This is a genomic window from Streptomyces sp. Root1310, from assembly GCF_001426425.1.
Taxonomy (GTDB): Bacteria; Actinomycetota; Actinomycetes; order Streptomycetales; family Streptomycetaceae; genus Streptomyces.
In genome coordinates this window covers 301342-322872 of the sequence record NZ_LMEQ01000012.1, presented here as the reverse complement: position 1 = coordinate 322872, position 21531 = coordinate 301342, and the positions used below count along the sequence as shown (strand labels likewise).

18 protein-coding genes and 1 pseudogene are annotated in these 21531 nt (G+C 71.0%); 6 read left to right on the top strand and 13 right to left on the bottom strand.

Annotation, left to right across the window (positions count from 1 at the left end; all coding sequences use genetic code 11):
- Positions 1 to 84 precede the first annotated feature (84 nt).
- Entirely contained in the window at positions 85 to 1791 is a 1707-nt protein-coding gene (locus ASD48_RS19690; protein WP_057602916.1) for a glycerol-3-phosphate dehydrogenase/oxidase, read from the bottom strand.
- 367 nt (positions 1792 to 2158) lie between these two features.
- Between ASD48_RS19690 and ASD48_RS19685 the strand changes: the two genes are divergently transcribed.
- Positions 2159 to 3367, top strand: a complete 1209-nt coding sequence (locus tag ASD48_RS19685) for a nucleotide sugar dehydrogenase (protein WP_057602915.1) — start codon at positions 2159 to 2161, stop codon at positions 3365 to 3367.
- Between the two features lie 385 nt (positions 3368 to 3752).
- On the opposite strand, the gene ASD48_RS19680 is transcribed toward ASD48_RS19685, so the two are convergent.
- The 4 genes from ASD48_RS19680 to ASD48_RS19665 form a co-directional block, all read right to left on the bottom strand.
- A complete protein-coding gene (locus ASD48_RS19680) occupies positions 3753 to 4877 on the bottom strand; it encodes a GuaB3 family IMP dehydrogenase-related protein (RefSeq protein WP_057602914.1) in 1125 nt (374 codons plus the stop codon).
- A 127-nt stretch (positions 4878 to 5004) separates the two neighbouring features.
- Positions 5005 to 6510, bottom strand: coding sequence for an IMP dehydrogenase (gene guaB, locus ASD48_RS19675; protein WP_020132150.1), 1506 nt, complete (start codon positions 6508 to 6510; stop codon positions 5005 to 5007).
- 164 nt (positions 6511 to 6674) lie between these two features.
- Positions 6675 to 7262 carry a sigma-70 family RNA polymerase sigma factor gene (locus tag ASD48_RS19670; RefSeq protein ID WP_028807228.1) on the bottom strand — a complete coding sequence of 196 codons (588 nt, stop codon included), beginning with the start codon at positions 7260 to 7262 and terminating at the stop codon, positions 6675 to 6677.
- A 456-nt stretch (positions 7263 to 7718) separates the two neighbouring features.
- The gene (locus ASD48_RS19665) at positions 7719 to 8330 is read right to left on the bottom strand and encodes a response regulator transcription factor (RefSeq protein ID WP_003948568.1); all 612 of its coding nucleotides are present in this window, start codon (positions 8328 to 8330) and stop codon (positions 7719 to 7721) included.
- A 379-nt stretch (positions 8331 to 8709) separates the two neighbouring features.
- On the opposite strand from ASD48_RS19665, the gene ASD48_RS19660 reads away from it, so the two are divergent.
- Positions 8710 to 9039, top strand: coding sequence for a WhiB family transcriptional regulator (locus ASD48_RS19660; RefSeq protein WP_057602913.1), 330 nt, complete (start codon positions 8710 to 8712; stop codon positions 9037 to 9039).
- Positions 9040 to 9186: 147 nt separating this feature from the next.
- Here the strand turns inward: ASD48_RS19660 and ASD48_RS19655 are convergent, their stop codons facing one another.
- Positions 9187 to 10122 (bottom strand): LysR family transcriptional regulator, encoded by a 936-nt coding sequence (locus ASD48_RS19655; RefSeq protein ID WP_057602912.1) that lies wholly within the window; start codon positions 10120 to 10122, stop codon positions 9187 to 9189.
- Between the two features lie 80 nt (positions 10123 to 10202).
- Between ASD48_RS19655 and ASD48_RS19650 the strand changes: the two genes are divergently transcribed.
- From ASD48_RS19650 to ASD48_RS19640, 3 genes are all read left to right on the top strand, one after another.
- A complete protein-coding gene (locus ASD48_RS19650; RefSeq protein ID WP_057602911.1) occupies positions 10203 to 10922 on the top strand; it encodes an MOSC domain-containing protein in 720 nt (239 codons plus the stop codon).
- A 201-nt stretch (positions 10923 to 11123) separates the two neighbouring features.
- A complete protein-coding gene (locus ASD48_RS19645; RefSeq protein ID WP_057602910.1) occupies positions 11124 to 11897 on the top strand; it encodes an SDR family oxidoreductase in 774 nt (257 codons plus the stop codon).
- 89 nt (positions 11898 to 11986) lie between these two features.
- Positions 11987 to 12694 carry an ester cyclase gene (locus ASD48_RS19640; protein WP_057602909.1) on the top strand — a complete coding sequence of 236 codons (708 nt, stop codon included), beginning with the start codon at positions 11987 to 11989 and terminating at the stop codon, positions 12692 to 12694.
- A gap of 107 nt (positions 12695 to 12801) precedes the next feature.
- On the opposite strand, the gene groL is transcribed toward ASD48_RS19640, so the two are convergent.
- From groL to ASD48_RS19620, 4 genes are all read right to left on the bottom strand, one after another.
- A complete protein-coding gene (groL, locus tag ASD48_RS19635) occupies positions 12802 to 14427 on the bottom strand; it encodes a chaperonin GroEL (protein WP_020132157.1) in 1626 nt (541 codons plus the stop codon).
- A gap of 111 nt (positions 14428 to 14538) precedes the next feature.
- Positions 14539 to 14847 (bottom strand): co-chaperone GroES, encoded by a 309-nt coding sequence (groES, locus tag ASD48_RS19630; protein ID WP_020132158.1) that lies wholly within the window; start codon positions 14845 to 14847, stop codon positions 14539 to 14541.
- A gap of 454 nt (positions 14848 to 15301) precedes the next feature.
- Entirely contained in the window at positions 15302 to 16126 is an 825-nt protein-coding gene (locus ASD48_RS19625; RefSeq protein WP_242432658.1) for a polysaccharide deacetylase family protein, read from the bottom strand.
- Complete coding sequence (locus ASD48_RS19620; protein ID WP_242432657.1) at positions 16123 to 17112, bottom strand: polysaccharide deacetylase family protein; 990 nt, start codon at positions 17110 to 17112, stop codon at positions 16123 to 16125. Before ASD48_RS19620 ends, ASD48_RS19625 begins: the two co-directional genes overlap by 4 nt.
- Positions 17113 to 17252: 140 nt before the next feature.
- Between ASD48_RS19620 and ASD48_RS42120 the strand changes: the two are divergent.
- Positions 17253 to 18436, top strand: a pseudogene (locus tag ASD48_RS42120) (methyltransferase domain-containing protein).
- Positions 18437 to 18450: 14 nt separating this feature from the next.
- On the opposite strand, the gene ASD48_RS19605 reads toward ASD48_RS42120, so the two are convergent.
- The 3 genes from ASD48_RS19605 to ASD48_RS19595 form a co-directional block, all read right to left on the bottom strand.
- On the bottom strand, positions 18451 to 19680 hold the full coding sequence (locus ASD48_RS19605; RefSeq protein ID WP_057603531.1) for an RNA polymerase sigma factor: 1230 nt from the start codon (positions 19678 to 19680) through the stop codon (positions 18451 to 18453).
- Between the two features lie 195 nt (positions 19681 to 19875).
- The gene (locus tag ASD48_RS19600; RefSeq protein WP_020132164.1) at positions 19876 to 20232 is read right to left on the bottom strand and encodes a YciI family protein; all 357 of its coding nucleotides are present in this window, start codon (positions 20230 to 20232) and stop codon (positions 19876 to 19878) included.
- 180 nt (positions 20233 to 20412) lie between these two features.
- A complete protein-coding gene (locus ASD48_RS19595) occupies positions 20413 to 21468 on the bottom strand; it encodes an LCP family protein (RefSeq protein WP_057602906.1) in 1056 nt (351 codons plus the stop codon).
- Positions 21469 to 21531 lie beyond the last annotated feature (63 nt).

Below are 21531 nucleotides of genomic sequence, written 5' to 3'. Positions count from 1 at the left end.
GGACAGGCCCCGCACGGAGGCCGGGCAGGACCCGAACAGGGGCTGGGCAGGACCCGAGCAGGGACCAGGACAGGGAACGGGGCGTCAGAACTGCACGATGTCCGGTGCTCCCAGGCGTGCCGCGTCCGCCGTCAGGTCGTCGGGCTGGCGCTGGGACTCGCGCTCGGCCTCCACCCGCTTCTCGTAGTGCTGGACCTCGCGCTCGATGTGGTCCTTGTCCCAGCCGAGGACCGGCGCCATCAGCTCGGCGGCCTCGCGGGCGCTGCGGGTGCCGCGGTCGAAGGTCTCGATGGAGATGCGGGTGCGGCGCGTCAGGACGTCGTCCAGGTGCCGTGCTCCCTCGTGCGAGGCGGCATAGACGATCTCGGCGCGCAGGTAGTCGTCGGCGGCCTGGAGCGGCTCGCCCAGCGTCGGGTCGGCGGCGATGAGGTCCAGCAGCTCCTCCGTCATCGCCCCGAAACGGTTCAGCAGATGCTCCACCCGCACCACGTGCAGCCCGGTCCGCGCGGCGATCCGCGCCCGCGCGTTCCACAGCGCCCGGTAGCCTTCCGCGCCGATCAGCGGCACGTCCTCCGTGACGCAGTCGGCGACCCGCTGGTCGAGCCCGCGCACCGCCTCGTCGACCGCGTCCTTCGCCATCACCCGGTACGTCGTGTACTTGCCGCCCGCCACGACCACCAGTCCCGGCACCGGATGCGCGACGGTGTGTTCCCGCGACAGCTTGCTGGTGGCGTCGGACTCGCCGGCCAGCAGCGGCCGCAGCCCGGCGTACACGCCCTCGACGTCGTCGCGGGTCAGCGGCACCCGCAGGACCGAGTTCACATGCTCCAGCAGATAGTCGATGTCCGCGCTGGAGGCGGCCGGGTGGGCCTTGTCGAGGTCCCAGTCGGTGTCCGTGGTGCCGACAATCCAGTGGCGGCCCCACGGGATGACGAACAGCACGGACTTCTCGGTGCGCAGGATCAGACCGGTGGACGAGCTGATCCGGTCCCTCGGCACGACGAGATGGATGCCCTTGGACGCGCGGACGTGGAACTGCCCGCGCTCCCCCACCATCGCCTGGGTGTCGTCGGTCCACACACCCGTGGCGTTGACGATCTGGCGGGCGCGGATCTCGTACTCCCCGCCGCCCTCGACGTCCTGCACCCGCGCGCCGACGACCCGTTCGCCCTCGCGGAGGAAAGCCGTCACCCGAGCGCGGTTGGCCGCCTTGGCCCCGTAGGCCACTGACGTGCGCACGAGGGTGGCGACGAAGCGGGCGTCGTCCATCTGGGCGTCGTAGTACTGCAACGCGCCGACCAGCGCGTCCTTCCTCAAGGCCGGGGCCACCCGCAGGGCATGACCGCGGGTCAGGTGACGGTGCATCGGCAGGCCCCGACCGTGCCCGCGGGCCATGGACATCGCGTCGTAGAGCGCGACACCCGAACCGGCGTACAGCCGTTCCCAGCCCTTGTGCTGGAGCGGGTACAGGAAGGGAACGGGCTTCACGAGATGCGGAGCGAGTCGCTCCAACAGCAGCCCGCGCTCCTTCAGCGCCTCCCGTACGAGCGCGAAGTCGAGCATCTCCAGATAACGCAGACCACCGTGGATCAGCTTGCTCGACCGGCTCGACGTGCCCGACGCCCAGTCGCGCGCCTCGACGAGCCCGGTGGACAGACCACGTGTCACGGCGTCCAGGGCGGTGCCCGCGCCGACCACACCGGCTCCCACCACCAGCACGTCCAGCTCCCGCTCGGCCATGGCTGCCAGTGACTCTGCTCGCTGCGCCGGCCCCAGTGTCGCTGTCCTCACCACTGCCTCCCGCTGTAGGTCGCGCCGGCCGCGCCCTCAGGGCGAGATCCGGTTCGTATCCCTCATGCCCAAATTCTGACCTTGATGCCCGGCTTCAGCCACCACTCGCCCCCAGCCTGTGGATAACTCTCACGGAACCCGAACCGGCCTTCCGGAGAACACGGCGGCAGCCGCGGCGGGCGACAGGGCTTGTCACCGCCGGTCGGCGCACCGCCCGAGCAGGCCGGTCGACACAACCGGCCAACACAGTCGATCAATCCCGCATAACGGTCATATTTACTCCTAGTCTGACATTGCGCTCGTCCACTCTGTCCACCGGGCTTGCGCACCTGTCCCACCTCGGTTACTGGGAAGGACGGCATACGCCATGCCCGCAGATCTCGCCGTCATCGGACTCGGCCCGTTCGGCCTGCCCCTGGCCCAGGCCGCCGTGGCCGCCGGAATCCCCACCATCGGCTACCGCACCGGCCCCGAGGCCGGCTCCCTCAGCCCCGCCGAACTGCGCCGGATGCTCTCGGGAGGCTTCCGGCCCGCCACCAACCCCGCCGAGCTCGGCCGGGTACGCACCGCCGTCATCTGCGCCCCCACCCCGCGCGACGCGGACGGCGGACTCGACCTGAGCCAGCTGGAGACGGCCGCCCGCACCCTCGCCGGGCATCTGCGCCCGCACACCACCGTGATCCTCGAGTCGCCCGTGTATCCCGGGGCCACGGAGGACTTCCTGCGGCCGCTGCTGGAGGAGACCTCCGGCCTGCGCGCCGGACGCGACTTCCACCTCGCCTACTCCCCCAGCCGGGTCGACCCCGGCAGCCGCGTCTTCAACCCGGCCAACACCCCGAAGGTCATCGGCGGCCTCACCCCCGCCTGCACCGAGTCCGCCGCCGCCTTCTACGGCCGTCTCACCGACAAGGTGGTACGCGCGCGCGGCCTGCGCGAGGCCGAGACCGTGCAGCTCCTGGAGACCAACTTCCGCCACGTCAACATCGCCCTCGTCAACGAGATGGCCGTCCTGTGCCACGACCTGGGCGTCGACCTGTGGGACGTCGTCCGCTGCGCGGAGACCAAGCCCTTCGGCTTCGAGACCTTCCGCCCCGGCCCCGGCGTCGGCGGCCACTCCGTCCCCCTGGACCGGACCGGCCACTCCGGCAGCCCGCTGCGCATGGTCGAACTGGCCCAGCAGGTCAACAGCCGCATGCCCCGCTACGTCGTCCAGCGCGCCGCCGCCCTCCTCAACGAGCACGGCAAGTCGGCGCGGGGCGCGCGCGTGCTGCTGCTCGGCGTCACCTACAAGCCGGACCTCGCCGACCAGCAGAACACCCCCGCGCGCGAGATCGCGATCCGCCTGATGGAGCTCGGCGCCGCCGTCAGCTACAACGACCCGCACGTCCCGTCCTGGAGCGTCCTGGACCGCCCGGTGCCCCGCGCCGACTCCCTCTACGAGGCCGCCGCCGACGCCGACCTGACGATCCTCCTGCAGCAGCACCGGACGTACGACCTCCAGGGCCTGTCGGTGAAGGCACAGCTGCTGCTGGACACCCGGGGAGCCACCCCTACGGGGGCGGCGCACCGGTTGTGAGCCCGGGGCGCACACCGCCACCCCGGGCTCCGGGGGCTGGTGGCGTGCGCCACGGCCCGCCGCCTACGTACGGAACAGGCGGAGCCCACCGCAGCGGGTAACCGCGGCAGGCTCCAGGATGGATCACGGAGTGTCCGCCCTCATGAGTGTTGGGGGCGGACACTCACCATCCGCAAAGACGCGAGATCCACCTCCTCCGGCACTGCACCGTCCGAAGACGGAGTCGGTCCCGGCGGGTGGGCTTGCGGTGACGTCCCACGGGCGCCCCCTTCCACGACGCCGCCGTGACCGCCGCACGCCCCGGCCCGTCCGGGCATGCGAAAGGGGCCGGCCATCTCACCCGAGTGAGTTGACCGGCCCCTGCCGACGTCCTACGGAAAAGCGTCTATCGCCGGTGCACCGAGTCCGCGACCGTCACCTCGACGCGCTGGAACTCCTTCAGCTCGCTGTAGCCGGTGGTGGCCATGGCGCGGCGCAGGGCGCCGAAGAGGTTCATCGAGCCGTCGGGCGTGTGCGAGGGGCCCGTGAGGACCTCCTCGATGGTGCCGACCGTGCCGAGGTCGACCTTCTGCCCGCGCGGCAGCTCCTCGTTGACCGCCTCCATGCCCCAGTGGTGGCCACGGCCCGGCGCGTCGGTCGCGCGCGCGAGCGGCGAGCCCATCATCACCGAGTCGGCGCCGCAGGCGATCGCCTTGGCCAGGTCGCCGGACCAGCCGACGCCGCCGTCCGCGATCACGTGCACGTAGCGGCCGCCGGACTCGTCCATGTAGTCGCGGCGGGCAGCCGCCACGTCAGCGACCGCCGTCGCCATCGGGACCTGGATGCCCAGCACGTTGCGCGTGGTGTGCGCCGCGCCGCCGCCGAAGCCGACCAGGACGCCCGCCGCGCCGGTGCGCATCAGGTGCAGGGCCGCCGTGTAGGTGGCGCAGCCGCCGACGATCACCGGCACGTCGAGCTCGTAGATGAACTGCTTCAGGTTCAGCGGCTCGTGCGAGCCGGACACGTGCTCCGCCGAGACGGTCGTGCCGCGGATGACGAAGATGTCCACGCCCGCGTCCACGACGGCCTTGGAGAACTGGGCCGTGCGCTGCGGGGAGAGCGCGGCCGCGGTGACCACGCCCGAGTCGCGCACCTCCTTGATGCGCTGCCCGATCAGCTCCTCCTTGATGGGAGCCGCGTAGATCTCCTGGAGGCGGCGGGTCGCGGTCTGCGCGTCCAGCTCGACGATCTCGTCGAGCAGCGGCTGCGGGTCCTCGTGCCGGGTCCACAGGCCCTCGAGGTTGAGGACGCCGAGGCCGCCCAGCTCGCCGATGCGGATGGCGGTGGCCGGGGAGACGACCGAGTCCATGGGGGCGGCCAGGAAGGGCAGCTCGAACCGGTAGGCGTCGATCTGCCAGGCGATCGAGACCTCCTTCGGGTCCCGCGTACGGCGGCTGGGGACGACGGCGATGTCGTCGAAGGCGTACGCCCGGCGGCCGCGCTTGCCGCGCCCGATCTCGATCTCAGTCACGTGTGTGGCCTTTCCCTGATGCGTTGCAGCGTCTTCCAGTATCGCCGACGGGTACGACAAGGGCGGCCCCGGAGTCTCCGGGACCGCCCTCGGTACGCCTTGCGCACGCTTCACGCGCGCGTGGGGGTCACTTGCGGCTGTAGTTCGGCGCCTCGACCGTCATCTGGATGTCGTGCGGGTGGCTCTCCTTCAGGCCCGCGGACGTGATCCGGACGAAGCGGCCGTTGTCCTGGAGCTCCGGCACCGTCCGGCCGCCGACGTAGAACATCGACTGACGCAGACCGCCGACCAGCTGGTGGACGACGGAGGACAGCGGGCCTCGGTAGGGCACCTGGCCCTCGATGCCCTCGGGGATCAGCTGCTCGTCGGAGGCGACACCCTCCTGGAAGTAGCGGTCCTTGGAGAACGACTTGCGCTCGCCACGGGTCTGCATGGCGCCCAGGGAGCCCATGCCGCGGTACGACTTGAACTGCTTGCCGTTGATGAAGAGCAGCTCGCCCGGCGACTCCTCGCAGCCAGCGAGCAGCGAACCCAGCATCACCGTGTCGGCGCCCGCGACCAGGGCCTTGGCGATGTCGCCGGAGTACTGCAGACCGCCGTCGCCGATGACCGGAACACCGGCCTCCTTGGCGGCGAGCGCGGCCTCGTAGATCGCGGTGACCTGCGGGACACCGATGCCGGCGACCACGCGGGTCGTACAGATGGAGCCCGGACCGACGCCGACCTTGATGGCGTCGGCGCCCGCGTCCACCAGGGACTTGGCGCCGTCACGGGTGGCGATGTTGCCGCCGATGACGTCCACCCGCGTGTGGTTCGACTTGATCTTGGCGATCATGTCGCCGACGAGCCGCGAGTGGCCGTGGGCGGTGTCCACGACGATGAAGTCGACACCGCGCTCGATCAGGGCCTGGGCCCGCTCGAAGGAGTCACCCGCGACGCCGACGGCCGCGCCGACCAGCAGACGGCCCTCGGCGTCCTTCGCGGCGTGCGGGTACTTCTCCGCCTTGACGAAGTCCTTGACCGTGATGAGTCCCTTGAGGACACCCTCGTCGTCGACCAGCGGAAGCTTCTCGATCTTGTGCTTGCGCAGCAGCTCCATGGCCTCGACACCGGAGATGCCGACCTTGCCGGTGACCAGCGGCATCGGCGTCATGACCTCGTGCACGCGGCGCGTGCGGTCGGTCTCGAAGGCGATGTCGCGGTTGGTGACGATGCCGAGCAGCCGCTTGTTGCCGTCGGTGACCGGGACGCCGCTGATGCGGAACTTGCCGCACAGCGCGTCGGCCTCGGCGAGCGTGGCCTCCGGGTGGATGGTGATCGGGTCGGTCACCATGCCGGACTCGGAGCGCTTCACGAGGTCGACCTGGTTGGCCTGGTCCTCGATGGACAGATTTCGGTGCAGAACACCGACGCCGCCCTGACGGGCCATCGCGATCGCCATGCGCGATTCGGTGACCTTGTCCATGGCGGCGGAGAGCAGCGGGATGTTCACCCGCACGTTCTTGGAGACGTACGAGGCGGTGTCGATCTCGTCGGGAGCCATGTCCGACGGGCCCGGCAGCAGCAGCACGTCGTCGTAGGTGAGCCCGAGGGTCGCGAATTTTCCGGGCACTCCGTCGACGTTGGCAGTCATGACACCTTCCCCAAATGGCCTTGATCGGTGCGGATGTCCATGCTAACGGGAAGCGCACCTCCCGAATTCCACGGCCGAGTGTGACTCCGGGCTTCGTATGTTCGTACGGAAACGGTCGGCGCCCTGTTCATCGACGCCTGTTCCGAAGGGGCTGCTACGGACTGCTACTGCTCGGCGAGCGCCCGCAGTCTGCTCAGTGCCCGGTGCTGGGCCACGCGGACCGCCCCGGGTGACATTCCCAACATCTGGCCGGTCTCCTCGGCGGTGAGGCCCACGGCGATGCGCAGCAGGAGCAGCTCGCGCTGGTTCTCCGGCAGGTTGGCCATGAGCTTCTTGGCCCACTCGGCGTCGCTGCTGAGCAGGGCGCGCTCCTCGGGGCCGAGTGAGTCGTCCGGCCGCTCGGGCATCTCGTCGGAGGGGACCGCCGTGGAGCCCGGGTGGCGCATCGCGGCGCGCTGGAGGTCGGCGACCTTGTGCGCGGCGATGGCGAAGACGAAGGCCTCGAAGGGCCTGCCGGTGTCCCGGTAGCGGGGCAGTGCGAGGAGAACCGCGACACAGACCTCTTGCGCGAGGTCCTCCACGAAGTGGCGCGCGTCGCCGGGCAGCCGGGACAGCCGGGTGCGGCAGTAGCGCAGCGCCAAGGGGTGGACATGGGCCAGCAGGTCGTGAGTGGCCTGCTCATCGCCGTCCACGGCGCGATGGACGAGCGATCCGATCGTCCCCACGGCAGTGACCGCCTCGTCATCGCGCATCGGTCCATGGTGCACTGCGGCCGGACCGGCCGCGGCACCGTGCCCGTCGTTGTGCACCGAAGCGTTATGAGCAGGTGCGCCGGAACTCATCCCCTGCGCCCTCCCCTCCCGCTCGACCGACTCGTCCCCGAGGAACTCCACACCTCAAGGATGCGGCATCCGCGGCGAAACGAGCAGCGGTCACCCGGCGGGAGCCTGTGCCGCCCCCGTCCGCCGTGCGGTGGGAGGGGTCCTCGTGCGACCTCCGCACCGCGTCTGAGCAGGGAGGTTCACCCATGACCCCGCTCTCCTCACTGAATGACGGATGTCACCCGAACCCGGTCGGATCTGCCGGACGGCCGGGGCCGACCCGCCTCGAACCGACCCGGGACCCGCCCCGCTCCGGACCGCTCGCCCGTACCCGCACACGACGGGACAGACAGGCGGGCGGCGGGGACGGGAGGGCGGGGACGGGGCCTAACGGACCAGTCCCCACCGGAAGCCGAGCGCCACCGCGTGCGCACGGTCCGAGGCGCCGAGCTTCTTGAAGAGCCGGCGGGCGTGCGTCTTGACGGTGTCCTCGGAGAGGAACAGCTCACGGCCGATCTCCGCGTTGGAGCGGCCGTGGCTCATGCCCTCGAGGACCTGGATCTCACGCGCGGTGAGCGTGGGCGCGGCGCCCATCTCGGCCGAGCGCAGCCGGCGCGGGGCGAGCCGCCAGGTCGGGTCGGCGAGCGCCTGCGTGACGGTCGCCCGCAGTTCCGCGCGGGAGGCGTCCTTGTGCAGATAGCCGCGGGCGCCGGCGGCCACCGCGAGGGCGACGCCGTCGAGGTCCTCCGCGACGGTCAGCATGATGATGCGTGCTCCGGGGTCGGCGGACAGAAGCCGCCGCACCGTCTCGACGCCGCCCAGTCCGGGCATGCGTACGTCCATCAGAATCAGGTCCGAGCGGTCGGCACCCCAGCGGCGGAGGACTTCCTCGCCGTTGGCCGCCGTCGTCACGCGCTCGACGCCGGGCACGGTCGCGACCGCGCGGCGGAGCGCCTCTCGGGCAAGCGGGGAGTCGTCGCAGACGAGGACGGAAGTCATGGCCGCCCTCCGCAGCTGATGCGCGTCACCTTGTGCCTCCAGGCTGTTACGAATCGTCACCTGTGCGGTCGACCGTCTCGGACGCCTGCCCGAGCGTTTGTGTTTTCAACCGCCACCGCACTCTCAACGACGGTCACTCGAAAGAGTTACGGGGCTGCATGCATTCTTCGGCACTCTACGTGAGGGGGCGGATACGGAGGAGGCAACCACACGGACCCTCAAGCTTTCATCACAAGCGATGCCCCATTCGGCCCTATTTCTTCCCTTTTACTGGTGTCTGAGGCTAGATTCGCAATGAGTCATATTTTCATCTCCTTAGATCGTAGTTGTACGGTCGTGGGCACCGTATCCGCTCTGAACGGCTACAAGGGGTCACGCAATGGCAGATTTCTCCCGCCTTCCCGGACCGAACGCGGACCTGTGGGACTGGCAGCTCCTGGCTGCCTGCCGCGGGGTGGACAGTTCGCTCTTCTTCCATCCGGAGGGTGAGCGCGGGGCGGCTCGGAGCGCTCGAGAGAACTCGGCCAAGGAGGTCTGCATGAGGTGCCCGGTCCGCGCGCAGTGTGCGGCGCACGCGCTGGCGGTACGCGAGCCGTACGGCGTGTGGGGCGGGTTGACCGAGGACGAGCGCGAGGAGCTGATGGGCCGGGCGCGCAATCGCCTGGTGTCGGCGTCGTCGGGCGCGAGAGACGATTCCTCGAACACATGAAGGAACGTTTCTGCAAAGCGCTGTGAGGAAGCGGTACCGAAAACGGCGGGCACACGTGTGTGCCCGCCGTTTTCGCTGCCGTGCGCGTCGGTTCCGGCTGCCGTGCATGTCTGTTCCGACCGCCGTGCCCGCCGTTCTCGGCTGCTGTCAGCCGAGGCGCGCCGCCGCCCGCCCCAGCTGTTCCAGCGTGGCCGACACCGCCGGCACCTGGGCCAGATCGGGCAGCGTGAGCGCGACGATCTCCCGCCGCACCGCTGGTTCCAGGGTCACCGCGCGGGCACCACGCGGGCGGACGGACTCGATCGCGAGCTGGGGCAGCACGGCGACGCCGAGGCCGGCGCCCACCAGGCCCACCACCGCCGGATAGTCGTCGGTCGCGAAGTCGATGCGGGGCGTGAATCCGGCGCTCTCGCACACCTGGACCAACTGGCCGCGGCAGCGCGGACAGCCGGCGATCCACGGCTCGGCGGCGAGGTCGCCGATGGCGACGGACCCCGAGGGCCCCGTGCGCGCCAGGCGGTGCCGTTCGGGGACGAGGGCGACCAGCCGGTCCGTCAGCAGCGGCCGTACGACCAGGTCGTCCCATTCGCCTTCGCCGGCCTGCTCGGCGCCGCCGCTGCCCGTCGCGCGTTCGTAGCGGAAGGCGAGAGCGATGTCGCAGTCGCCCTCGCGGAGCAGCTCGACGGAGTTCGGCGGCTCGGCCTCCTCCAGGGAGACCCGGGTGCCGGGGTGGGCCGCGCGCAGGGCGGCGAGGGCGGTGGGAACGAGGGTGGAACTGCCGCTGGGGAAGGACACCAGACGGACCCGGCCGGCGCGCAGCCCCGCGATGGCGGCGACCTCCTCCTCGGCGGCGGTGAGTCCGGACAGGATGCCGGCCGCGTGCCGGACGAGGGCCTCGCCCGCCTGGGTCAGACGCATCTCGCGACCGCTGCGGATCAGCAGGGGTGTGCCGACGGACGCCTCCAGCGCCTTCATCTGCTGGCTGACGGCCGGCTGGGTGCAGCCCAGTTCGCGCCCGGCCGCCGAGAAGGAGCCGGTGGCGGCCACGGCACGCAGGACGCGGAGATGACGGGCCTCGATCATTCGCCGAGCATAAGCGAGCCTTGGACAACCGCGCGAATAATGCGTCGACACTTTGACCACCGGCCTCGTACCGTGCCGCTATGAGGCTTCTGTCTGTCAATCTGGGCCGCGCGAAGGCCGTGCCGTACACCGACCAGCCGCAGGGCCTGACCGGGATCGACAAGCGGCCGGTCGAGGGGCCCGTGCGGGTCGCGGCGCCCGGCCCCAAAGGGGTCGGGGCGAGCGGAGTGGCCGGGGACACCGTGTGCCATCTGCGCCACCACGGCGGCGACGACCAGGCGGTGTACGCCGTCGCCCGCGAGGACCTCGACGACTGGGAGAGCGAACTGGGGCGCACGCTGGCCAACGGCGCGTTCGGCGAGAACCTCACGACCACGGGTCTCGACGTCTCCGGCGCGCGGATCGGCGAGCGCTGGCAGATCGGCTCCGAGGTCGTGCTGGAGGTGACGTCCGGGCGGATACCGTGCCGCACCTTCCAGGGCCACCTGGGCGAGGAGCGGTGGGTCAGGAGGTTCACCGAGAAAGCGGCCACCGGCGCGTATCTGCGGGTCGTCGTGCCGGGTGAGATCCGCGCGGGGGACGAGGTGCGGATCGTCCACCTGCCGGAGCACGAGGTGACGGCCCGGATGGAGTTCCAGGCGGGCACCACGCACCGGGAGCTGCTGCCCCGGCTACTCGCGGCGGGCGAGGCGCTGCACCCGGAGGCGCTGGCGGCGGCCCGTAAGTACGTGGAGAAATACGGAGACGGGTCCGGGAACGAGTCCGGGAACGAGTCCGGAAACGGGTCCGGGGGCAGGTAAGGGGCGGGCAGAGAGCAGGTCGGGGGCCAAGTGCGGTGACGGGTAAGGGGGCTGAGTTCGCGTCAGTCCGGCCCGTGCCAGGTGCCCGGGGAGCGGGTGGGGCGCGAGGCGGCGTACGCGGTCTCACGCACGAGCCCTTCACCTTCGGGAGGCCACGTGCAGAGAACGGACGTCCGTACTCCAGGTCACTAATCTTCTGCCATGACAACGGCTCTGATTACGGGTTCGACCGCGGGCATCGGTGCCGCGTTCGCGCGCAGACTGGCGGCGGACGGGCATGATCTCGTCCTCGTCGCACGGGACATCAAGCGGCTGCGTGAGCAGGCGACCGAGTTGCACGACCGGCACGGCATCGAGGCCGAGGTGCTGACGGCCGACCTAGCCACCGACGGGGGCATCGAGGCGGTGGCCACCCGGCTCGGCGACCGCAAGAACCCCGTCGATCTGCTGATCAACAACGCCGGCTTCGGCAACAAGGGCCGCTATCTCGATGTGTCCATGGCCGACGAGCTGAAGATGCTCAAGGTGCACTGCGAGGCGGTGCTGCGGCTGACGTCCGCGGCGACGGCGGCGATGCGCGAGCGCGGGCGCGGAGGTGTCGTCAACGTGGCCTCGGTGGCGGCCTTCGTGCCGCGCGGGACGTACGGGGCGTCCAAGGCCTGGGTCGTGCAGTTCACCCAGGGAGCGGCGAAGGACCTGGCGGGCAGCGGGGTGCGGCTGATGGCGCTGTGCCCGGGGTTCGTGCGCACGGAGTTCCACGAGCGGGCCGGGATGGGCACGGACAACATCCCGGGCTGGATGTGGCTGGACGCGGACAAGCTGGTCGCGGCGGCGCTGCACGACCTGGCGCGCGGGAAGTCGCTGTCGATCCCCGACCCGCGCTACAAGGCGTTGATGGGCCTGGTGAAGGTGACGCCCCGCTCGCTGCTGGGCGGGATCAGTTCGAGGACGGGCCGGAAGTACGGGCCGCAGTAGCGGGCCCGGCGGTGGGCGGGTGGCGTCGGCGCTCCGGTGGGAAAATGGGCGTGACAGGGACCGGACCCAGGGGGGCCGGAGGCGGCGTCATGACGTTCGTACAGCTCATCGACTGCAAGACCAGCCGGTTCGAAGAGATGGACCGGCTGATGGACACCTGGGTCGAACAGACCAGGGGCAAGCGGACCGCGTCGCACGCGGTGGTCGGCAAGGACCGCTCGGACGCCTCGCACTTCATCGAGATCGTGGAGTTCCCCTCCTACGAGGAAGCGATGCGGAACTCGAACCTTCCGGAGACCGACAAGGTCTTCCGGGAGCTGGTGGCGCTGTGCGACGAGATGCCCACCTTCACGGATCTGGATGTCGTACGGGACGAGCAGCTGTACGCGGGTACGGCACGGCGGTTCTTCGAGGCGATCGGCGCGCGGGGCGAACTGCCGCCGCTGGACGGCCTGATCGCCGAGGACTATCACGACCACGATCCCGCCAACGAGCAGGACACCATGGGGATGGACGCGATGCGCCGGGAGGTCGAGATGTGGCGGGGCGGATTCGACTTCGCCTTCTCCCTCGAGGACCAGATCGAGCAGGGGGACCGCGTGTGCAACCGGTGGACCTGGAGCGGCACCCACAAGGGCGACTTCATGGGGATCCCGGCCACCGGGAAGCAGGTCGGCATGACCGGCACGACCGTCTTCCGGTGCCGGGAGGACGGGAAGATCGTCGAGGCCTGGTGGCAGTACGACCGGCTGGGGCTGATGGAGCAGCTGGGGGCGCTGGACGCGCTGGAGCGGTAGACGACGCAGAGGCCCGGCACCCCTTGTTCTCGGGGTGCCGGGCCTCGGCCGTGCCTGCGACCTGGGTCAGTGTCCGTCGACCCGGGTCGGTGTACCGACGCGCTGCGTCAGTGGGAGTGACCGTGCGAGTGGCCCGCGGCGGCCGGCTCTTCCTCTTCCTTCTTCTCGACGACCAGGGTCTCGGTCGTCAGGAGGAGGGAGGCGATGGAGGCGGCGTTCTCCAGGGCGGAGCGGGTGACCTTGACCGGGTCGATGACGCCGGCCTTGACCAGGTCTCCGTACTCGCCGGTCGCGGCGTTGAAGCCCTGGCCCTTGTCGAGCTCGGCGACCTTGGAGGTGATGACGTAGCCCTCGAGGCCCGCGTTCTCGGCGATCCAGCGCAGCGGCTCGACGACGGCGCGGCGAACGACGGCGACACCGGTCGCCTCGTCGCCGGTCTTGCCAAGGCCGCCCTCGAGCACCTTGGCGGCGTGGACGAGCGCGGAGCCACCGCCGGAGACGATGCCCTCCTCGACCGCGGCGCGGGTCGCGGAGATGGCGTCCTCGAGACGGTGCTTCTTCTCCTTCAGCTCCACCTCGGTGGCGGCGCCGACCTTGATCACGCACACGCCGCCGGCCAGCTTCGCGAGGCGCTCCTGGAGCTTCTCGCGGTCCCAGTCGGAGTCCGTGTTCTCGATCTCGGCCTTGATCTGGCCGACGCGGCCCTGGACCTCGGCGGAGTCGCCGGCACCGTCGACGACCGTGGTGTCGTCCTTGGTGACGGTGACGCGGCGGGCGGAGCCGAGCACGTCGACGCCGACCTGGTCGAGCTTGAGGCCGACCTCTTCGGAGATGACGGTGGCGCCGGTGAGGACCGCGAGGTCCTGCAGCATCGCCTTGCGACGGTCACCGAAGCCGGGGGCCTTCACGGCGACCGCGTTGAAGGTGCCGCGGATCTTGTTCACGACCAGGGTCGACAGGGCCTCGCCCTCGAGGTCCTCGGCGATGATCAGCAGCGGGCGGGAGGAGTTGGTCTGGATGACCTTCTCCAGCAGCGGCAGCAGGTCGGCGATGGAGGAGATCTTGCCCTGGTTGATGAGGATGTAGGGGTCCTCGAGGACGGCCTCCATGCGCTCCTGGTCCGTCACGAAGTACGGCGACAGGTAGCCCTTGTCGAAGGCCATGCCCTCGGTGAAGTCCAGCTCCAGACCGAAGGTGTTGGATTCCTCGACGGTGATGACGCCGTCCTTGCCGACCTTGTCCATCGCCTCGGCGATGAGCTCGCCGACCTGCTGGTCCTGGGCGGACAGCGCGGCGACGGCGGCGATGTCGGACTTCTCGTCGATCGGGCGCGCGGTGGCCAGCAGATCGTCGGAGATGGCCTTGACGGCGGCGTCGATGCCCTTCTTCAGGGCGGCCGGGGAGGCACCCGCGGCGACGTTCTTCAGACCCTCGCGTACCAGCGCCTGGGCGAGCACGGTGGCGGTGGTCGTACCGTCACCCGCGATGTCGTTGGTCTTGGTCGCCACCTCCTTCACCAGCTGGGCACCGAGGTTCTCGTACGGGTCGTCGAGCTCGACCTCGCGGGCGATCGTGACACCGTCGTTGGTGATGGTGGGGGCGCCGAACTTCTTGTCGATGACGACGTTGCGGCCCTTGGGGCCGATCGTCACCTTGACCGTGTCGGCAAGCTTGTTGACGCCGCGCTCGAGGGCGCGACGGGCGTCCTCGTCGAACTTCAGGATCTTCGCCATGGGAGCGGTTCAGCCCTCTCGGAAAACGTGGGAGAAACGAACTGCGCCCCCAGCACCCGGCTTCACAAAGTCGCGGGGCCAGGAGCGCAGTTCACTGCAAAACTGGGTGAATTACTTCTCGATGATCGCGAGCACGTCGCGAGCCGAGAGGACGAGGTACTCCTCGCCGTTGTACTTCACCTCGGTGCCGCCGTACTTGCTGTACAGGACTACGTCGCCGACCTTGACGTCGAGCGGCAGGCGCTCGCCGTTCTCGAAGCGACCCGGGCCCACCGCGAGGACAGCGCCCTCCTGGGGCTTCTCCTTCGCGGTGTCCGGGATGACCAGGCCAGAGGCGGTGGTCTGCTCGGCGTCGAGCGGCTGGACCACAATGCGGTCCTCGAGCGGCTTGATGGCAACCTTGGAGCTGGTGGTCGTCACGATCCGACCTCCCCCTTCGGAGATCTCACGGGGCTAACTGTCTGAGGTGGCGACCAGGTGGATCCGTCGTCGCGGGTGCCGGACCTGCCCGTCGCGTGTTGGCACTCTCCTGGGGGGAGTGCCAGACCTGAGACTATGACCGCGATTAGCACTCGGTCAAGCGGAGTGCCAATGCGTGCGGCGCGTCGGCCGGATTTCAGTGGGCGTGAGTGGCCTTGTTCGCCCGGTGTCGGTGCGGACGTCACCAGGGGCTGCCGCCCCGGACCCACGCTTCGGCCCTGGACGGGCCTCGTCCTCGAACGCCCGACGGACCGACGGACCGACGGACCGACGGACCGACGGACCGACGGACCGACGGACCGACGGACCGATGGGCCGATGGGCCGACGGACCGATGGGCCGATGGGCCGACGGACCGATGGGCCGACGGGTGAGCCAGCCCCCACAAGGCGCCCTACAGATAGTCCTCCAAGCGGCCCACCGTCAGACCCTGTTCCTGTACCCGGCGCAGGAGTCGTGTCGTGCGTTCCCTCAGGCCCGGGCCCGTCGACTCGTCCGGGGCCACGGCGATGATGTCGCCCGGGCGGGGGCGGTGGGGGCCGTGCGGGTAGGTGAGGTCCGTGGGGCCCATCGAGGCGCGCCAGAGGACGATGGCCGCGATGCCGCAGTCGGCGGCGGCGCGTCGGGTGGTGGTGTCGTAGGTGCCGTAGGGCGGACGGAAGAGGCGTGGGCGCAGGCCGAAGCGGGCGCGGAGTTTGTCCTGCTGGCCGCAGATCTCGGCGCGCTGGCCGGCGTAGGGCAGGCCGCGCAGGGCCGGGTGGTCCAGGGTGTGGTTCTGGATGTTCGCGCCGACCGACCGCAGGCGCGCGAAGTGGGCGTAGCCCGGCCCCACCACGCTGTCCGTGAGGAACATGCTCACCGGGAGGCGCAGCTCGCGGACCATGTCGACGAAGCGGGGGTCGCGCTCGGCGCCGTCGTCGTAGGTGAGGAAGACGACCCTGTCGGTGGTCGGGACGTGGTCGACGACCGGCGGGAAGGCCGCTCCCGGACTGCCCGCCAGGGAGCGGGCGGGGTGGCGCGGCGCGGGGGCCAGCGGGGCCGTCAGACCCCAGTGGCGGTAAGCCTCCCGCCCGGTCGGGCCGTGCGGGCGGACCCGGGCGGCGGCCTTCTTGCCGAGCCGTTCGATCGGGTCGACGGACTGGGCGCAGCCCGCCAGCGCGGCCAGTGCCGAGAGGGTCGTCAGGATCAGCAGTACGGCCGGCAGCCCCCGCGTCCTCACAGGTAGTCCTCCAGCCGTGCCACCGCGTATCCCTTCGCCGTGACCTTGTTCAGGAACCGGCGGACCATGTCGGGCATCGTGCCCTTCCAGTCGCCGCGGCCGCGGAAGTGGCTCAGGACGATGTCGCCGGGATGGAGGTCCTGGTCCCACTCGCGGTACTCCCAGTGGTCGACGAACACCTCCTCGGCCCAGAGCGGGGCGTAGCGCACGCCGCAGGCCTTCGCCGCGCGCAGGGTGTCCTGGTCGTAGTTGCCGAAAGGCGGCCGGAAGAGGGTGGGGCGCTTGCCGTAGCGCTCCTCGATCACGTTCTGCATGCCGCAGATCTCGCGCTTCTGGCGGGCGTAGGAGAGGGCGGGCAGGTAGGGGTGGTGCAGCGTGTGGTTGTTCAGCCCCACACCCCGGTCCTGCATCCGCTTGAAGTAGCCGTAGTCGTCCTTGACCAGGTAGTCGCTGAGGAAGGCGGTGTACGGGATCTTCAGCTCGCTCATCATGCGCAGGAACGCCGGGTCCTTCTCGGCGCCGTCGTCGATGGTGAGGAAGACGACCCGGTCCCCGGTCGGGACGGTGGTGAAGACCGGCGGCAGACCGAGTTCCTCGTGGTCGTCGACCTCGAAGCCCTTGCGGGTGGTGATCTCCGGCTTGCTCGCGGGCGGCGCCGGGGGTGTCAACGGGACCTTCTTCAGACCCCAGCGCTTCGCCGCGGCGACCCGGGCCTGGTGTGCGGCGCGGAGCCTGGCGGCGTAGGAGTGCAGGGCGCGGGCGGGCGGCGCCGCGGGGGGCGGCCCCGCCTTCCGCGGCTGCTGGCCCGGGGCGGGGCGGGCCGGGCGGTCGGCGCCCTCGCCGCCTCCCGCGCAGCCCGAGGCGATGGTGGCGAGCGCGAGGACGGCGATCAGGCTGCGGACGCCCGCACGCCGGCCGGCCGGCGCGCGCCGACGCGCCACCCGAGAACAGCCGCGCTTGTCATCATTTTGTACGACAGGTCCCATGGCGCCGGATCCTCGCAGTCACCGCCCCGCAACCCGGTCCGACACCGCCGCCGCGGACACACCATCCACCGACTGGCCCAAAGCGGCCGGCAGCGGCGGGCGGTGACCGGTGCCGTGGCCCGCTGGTCGACAATGAGGTGGTGAACGACCTCGCTCCCCTCCTCACCGCCGAGGGCCGTGCCCTCCTCGACCTGGTGCGTGGCACCGCTCCCGCCGACGAACTCGCCGTCGCCACCCGGCTGCGCCGCGAGCATCCCGCCGGCCTGGTGTCCGCGGCGCTCGGCCAGGCCCGGCTGCGACAGCGGGCGGCGGCGAAGTTCGGGACCGCGGACGCGGAGCGGATGTTCTTCACGCCGAACGGGGTGGAGCAGTCGACGCGGGCGAGTGTCGCCGGATACCGGGCCGAGCGGATGAGGGCACTGGGCGTCACGTCGGTCGCCGACCTGTGCTGCGGGATCGGCGGCGACGCGATCGCGCTCGCCCGGGCCGGGATCCGGGTGCTGGCCGTGGACCGGGACCCGGTCACGGCGGAGGTGGCGCGCGCGAACGCCGACGCGCTCGGGCTGAGCGGGCTGATCGAGGTGCGGGAGGCGGACGTCACCGAGGTGGACACCGGTGGCTACGACGCCGTGTTCGTCGACCCGGCGCGCAGGGGTGGCCGCGGGCGCATCTTCGACCCCGAGGCGTACTCGCCTCCCCTGTCGTGGGCGGTCGGCGCCGCCCTCGCCGCCCCGCGCGCCGCCCTGAAGATCGCGCCCGGCGTGCCGCACGAGGCGATCCCGGCCGAGGCCGAGGCCGAGTGGATCTCGGACGGCGGGGACGTGAAGGAGGCGGTGCTGTGGTTCGGCACCGAGCCGGGGGCCGTGCGGGCCACCCTGCTCCCGGGGCCGCGGACCCTGCTCGGCGCCGGGCTGCCCGACCCGGACGTCCGGCCGGTCGGACGGTATCTGTACGAGCCCGACGGCGCCGTCATCCGGGCTCATCTGGTCGCCGACGTGGCCCGGGACCTCGACGGCGGGCTGATCGACGAGACCATCGCCTACGTCACCGCCGACACCCTGCGTCCGACCCCTTACGCCACCGCCTACGAGATCACCGACCGGCTTCCCTTCAACGTGAAGAAGCTGAAGGCGCTGCTGCGGGAGCGGGGGGTCGGGATCCTGACCGTGAAGAAGCGGGGGTCGGCGGTGGAGCCTGAGGAGCTGCGGAAGAAGGTGCTCCCCAAGGGGCACGGGCCGCACTCGGCGACCGTGTTCCTGACGCGCCGACGATGCTCGTCGGMGCCCCCGCCGGGCCGGCCGCCACTGCCGGTGGAGCGTCTTGAGGCTGTGAGGTGCCTCAGTTCGGGCGGCACTCGTCGGCGCGCGCCCGCAGCAGCTCCCGTTCGCGCTCGTTGCCCGTCAGCTCCGCGGCCCGTTCGAACTCGGCCCTGGCCTCCGCCGTCCGGCCCAGCCGCAGCAGCAGGTCGCCGCGGACGCTGGGCAGCAGGTGGTAGTCGCGCAGGGTCGGTTCGGCGACGAGACGGTCGACGATCTCCAGCGCGGGCTCCGGGCCGTCCGCCATCGACACCGCGACCGCGCGGTTGAGTTCGACGACCGGGGACGGGGTCCGGGCCGCCAGTAGTCCGTACAGGGTGGCGATGGCCCTCCAGTCGGTGTCCTCGTAGGTGTGGGCGTGCGCGTGACAGGCGGCGACGGCCGCCTGGAGGGCGTACGGGCCGGGAGCGCCGGTGGCGGTGGCGCCGGCCCGGTCGAGGGCGGCGATACCGCGGGCGACGAGCATGCGGTTCCAGCGGCGCCGGTCCTGGTCCTTGAGGAGGACGGGCCTGCCGTCGGGGGCGGTGCGGGCGGCCGTGCGGGACGCCTGGAACTCCAGCAGCGACACCAGGCCGTGGACCTCGGGCTCCTTCGGCATCAGGGCCGCAAGCTGCCGGGCCAGCCGGAGCGCGTCCTCGCACAGGGCCGGGCGCAGCCAGTCGTCGCCCGCGGTGGCCGCGTACCCCTCGTTGAAGATGAGGTAGATGACGTCGAGGACCGAACCGAGCCGGGCCTCGCGGTCGGGTCCGTACGGCACCTCGAAGGCGATGTTCCTGGTGGCCAGGGTCTTCTTGGCGCGGACGATGCGCTGGGCCACGGTCGGTTCGGGGACCAGGAAGGCGCGGGCGATCTCGGGTGTGCTCAGGCCGCCGAGCAGACGCAGGGTGAGGGCGATGCGGGCTTCGGCGGAGAGCACCGGGTGGCAGGCGGTGAAGACGAGCCGGAGCAGGTCGTCGTCGATGGCGTCCGGATCGGCGGGCTCCTCCGGCGGGGCCGCCTGGTCCAGGCTCCGGCCGATCTCCTGGAGCTTGCGGGCGTAGTTCTCCCGGCGCCGGACCAGGTCGACGGCGCGGTGCCGCGCGGTGGCCGTGAGCCAGGCACCGGGGTTGTCCGGCACGCCGTCGCGGGGCCACTGCTCCAGGGCGGCGACCAGGGCGTCCTGCGCCAGCTCCTCCGCGATGCCGACGTCCCGCACGACACGGGCGACGGCGGCGATGACACGGGGGGACTCGAGGCGGAAGACGGTCTCGATGGCGACCCGGGGATCCGGCGGTCGCGTGACACGCGGATCCGAGGCGCTGCCGGAGTCCGAGGCGGTGCCGGGATCCGAGGCGCTGCCGGGATTAAAGGCGGTGCCGGAGTCCGAGGCGGTGCGGGGGTCCGAGGCGGGCTGTTGTTCCACAGCCCACCATCGAACACCCCGGCGGTCGTTCAGGCCAAGGAAGGCTCAGCCTTCCGCGATCTCCCGCACCTCACAGGTCACCGTCCAGTGCTCCTCGTGCACCTTCAGGAACCGCTTCGTCCACTCGATGGCCTCGGCCATGTCCTTGCACTGCATGAGCGCGTAGCCGCCGACGACCTCCTTGGACTCGGTGAAGGGTCCGTCGGTGAGGGAGATCTTCCCGCCCTCCCAGTGCGCGCGGACGCCCTGCGCGGACGGTGTGAGCCCGGCCGTGTCGAGCATGACGCCGGCCTTGGTGACCTCCTCGATCAGCTCGCCCATCCGCTGCATCAGCTCGGGGCTCGGGCCCTCGGCGGGGGCGGTGGCCTCGTCGATCTTCACGAGCGACAGGTAGCGGGGCATGGTGACTCCTCGGTGCGGTGAACCGGGTCCTTCCCGGCCTCTCACTCCTTCGTCGAACGGAGGGCGACCGGATCGACACCCTCGCCGAACTTTTCCCGGGAAACTTTTCCGGCCGGCGTTTCCGCAGCTCGCCGCCTGCGGCAGCAGCACGGAGACGGGGGCGGTTCGCTCAGGGGCGGTTCATCTCAGCGACGCCCACAGCTCGCTCGCCGCCGGTTCCTGTGCCACCACCCGGTTGGGGTCGGAGGGGGCCGCCACCACGGGCATGGTCACCGTCTCCAGGCGGTCGGCCGAGAGGCCCTTCAGGCTCTGGGCGAGCTCCGTCAGCTCGGTGAGGGAATCGAGGCCGGTGTCCGTCGTGAGGCTGCCGGTGACCGCGTCGGCGACCGCGTACAGCCTGGTGGGGCCGGTCAGCAGGTCGGTCGAGGCGATCTGCTCCAGCAGGGCCTTCACCAGCGTCTGCTGGAGGCCGATGCGGCCGAGGTCGCTGCCGTCGCCAATGCCGTGCCGGGTGCGGGCCAGGGCGAGCGCCCGGGTGCCGTCCAGATGGTGGGTGCCGGCCGCCAGATGCAGATGGCTGTCGTCGTCGTCGATGTCCTCGTCGGTGGTGACGGTGACTCCGCCGAGCGCGTCCACGAGCTTCGCGAAGCCCGAGAAGTCGACCTCGATGTAGTGGTCCATGCGGACGTCGGTGATCGACTCGACCGTCTTGACGGCGCAGACGGGACCGCCGACCGAGTAGGCGGTGTTGAACATCGCGCCGTACGCCACCGCCGTCGAGCCTCCGCCGGACAGCGGGCAGGAGGGGCGCGTGACCAGGGTGTCGCGCGGGATGCTGACGACGGTGGCGGTCGTGCGGCCCGCGTCGATGTGCACGACCATCGCGGTGTCGGAACGGGCGCCCGAGCTGTCGCCGCCGCCGAGCGCCTGGTTCGCCTCGCCGCTGCGCGAGTCCGAGCCCAGCACCAGGATGTTCACGGCCTCGGTGGGGAGCGGGGAGGCGGACGCCGAACCGGACGGGGACGGGGACGTGACCGCCTTCGCGGGGCGGTTGTCACCGAGCGCGCTGTCGATGTCGACGCTCGTGATGTTGTCGTTGAGGTGCCAGTAGGCCCAGCCCGCCGTCCCGATGCCCACCACCAGGACGGCGGCCAGGGTGAGACCGGCGGCCTTCAGCACTCTCGACCGCCGGCCCGGTTGTCTGCCCGCGTCGTCCTGCTCCTCGTGTCGCGTCACGCACAGGAACGTAAGTCCGAATTATGAGCGAACCGTTAGGACGGCCGCCCCACGGCGAACTTC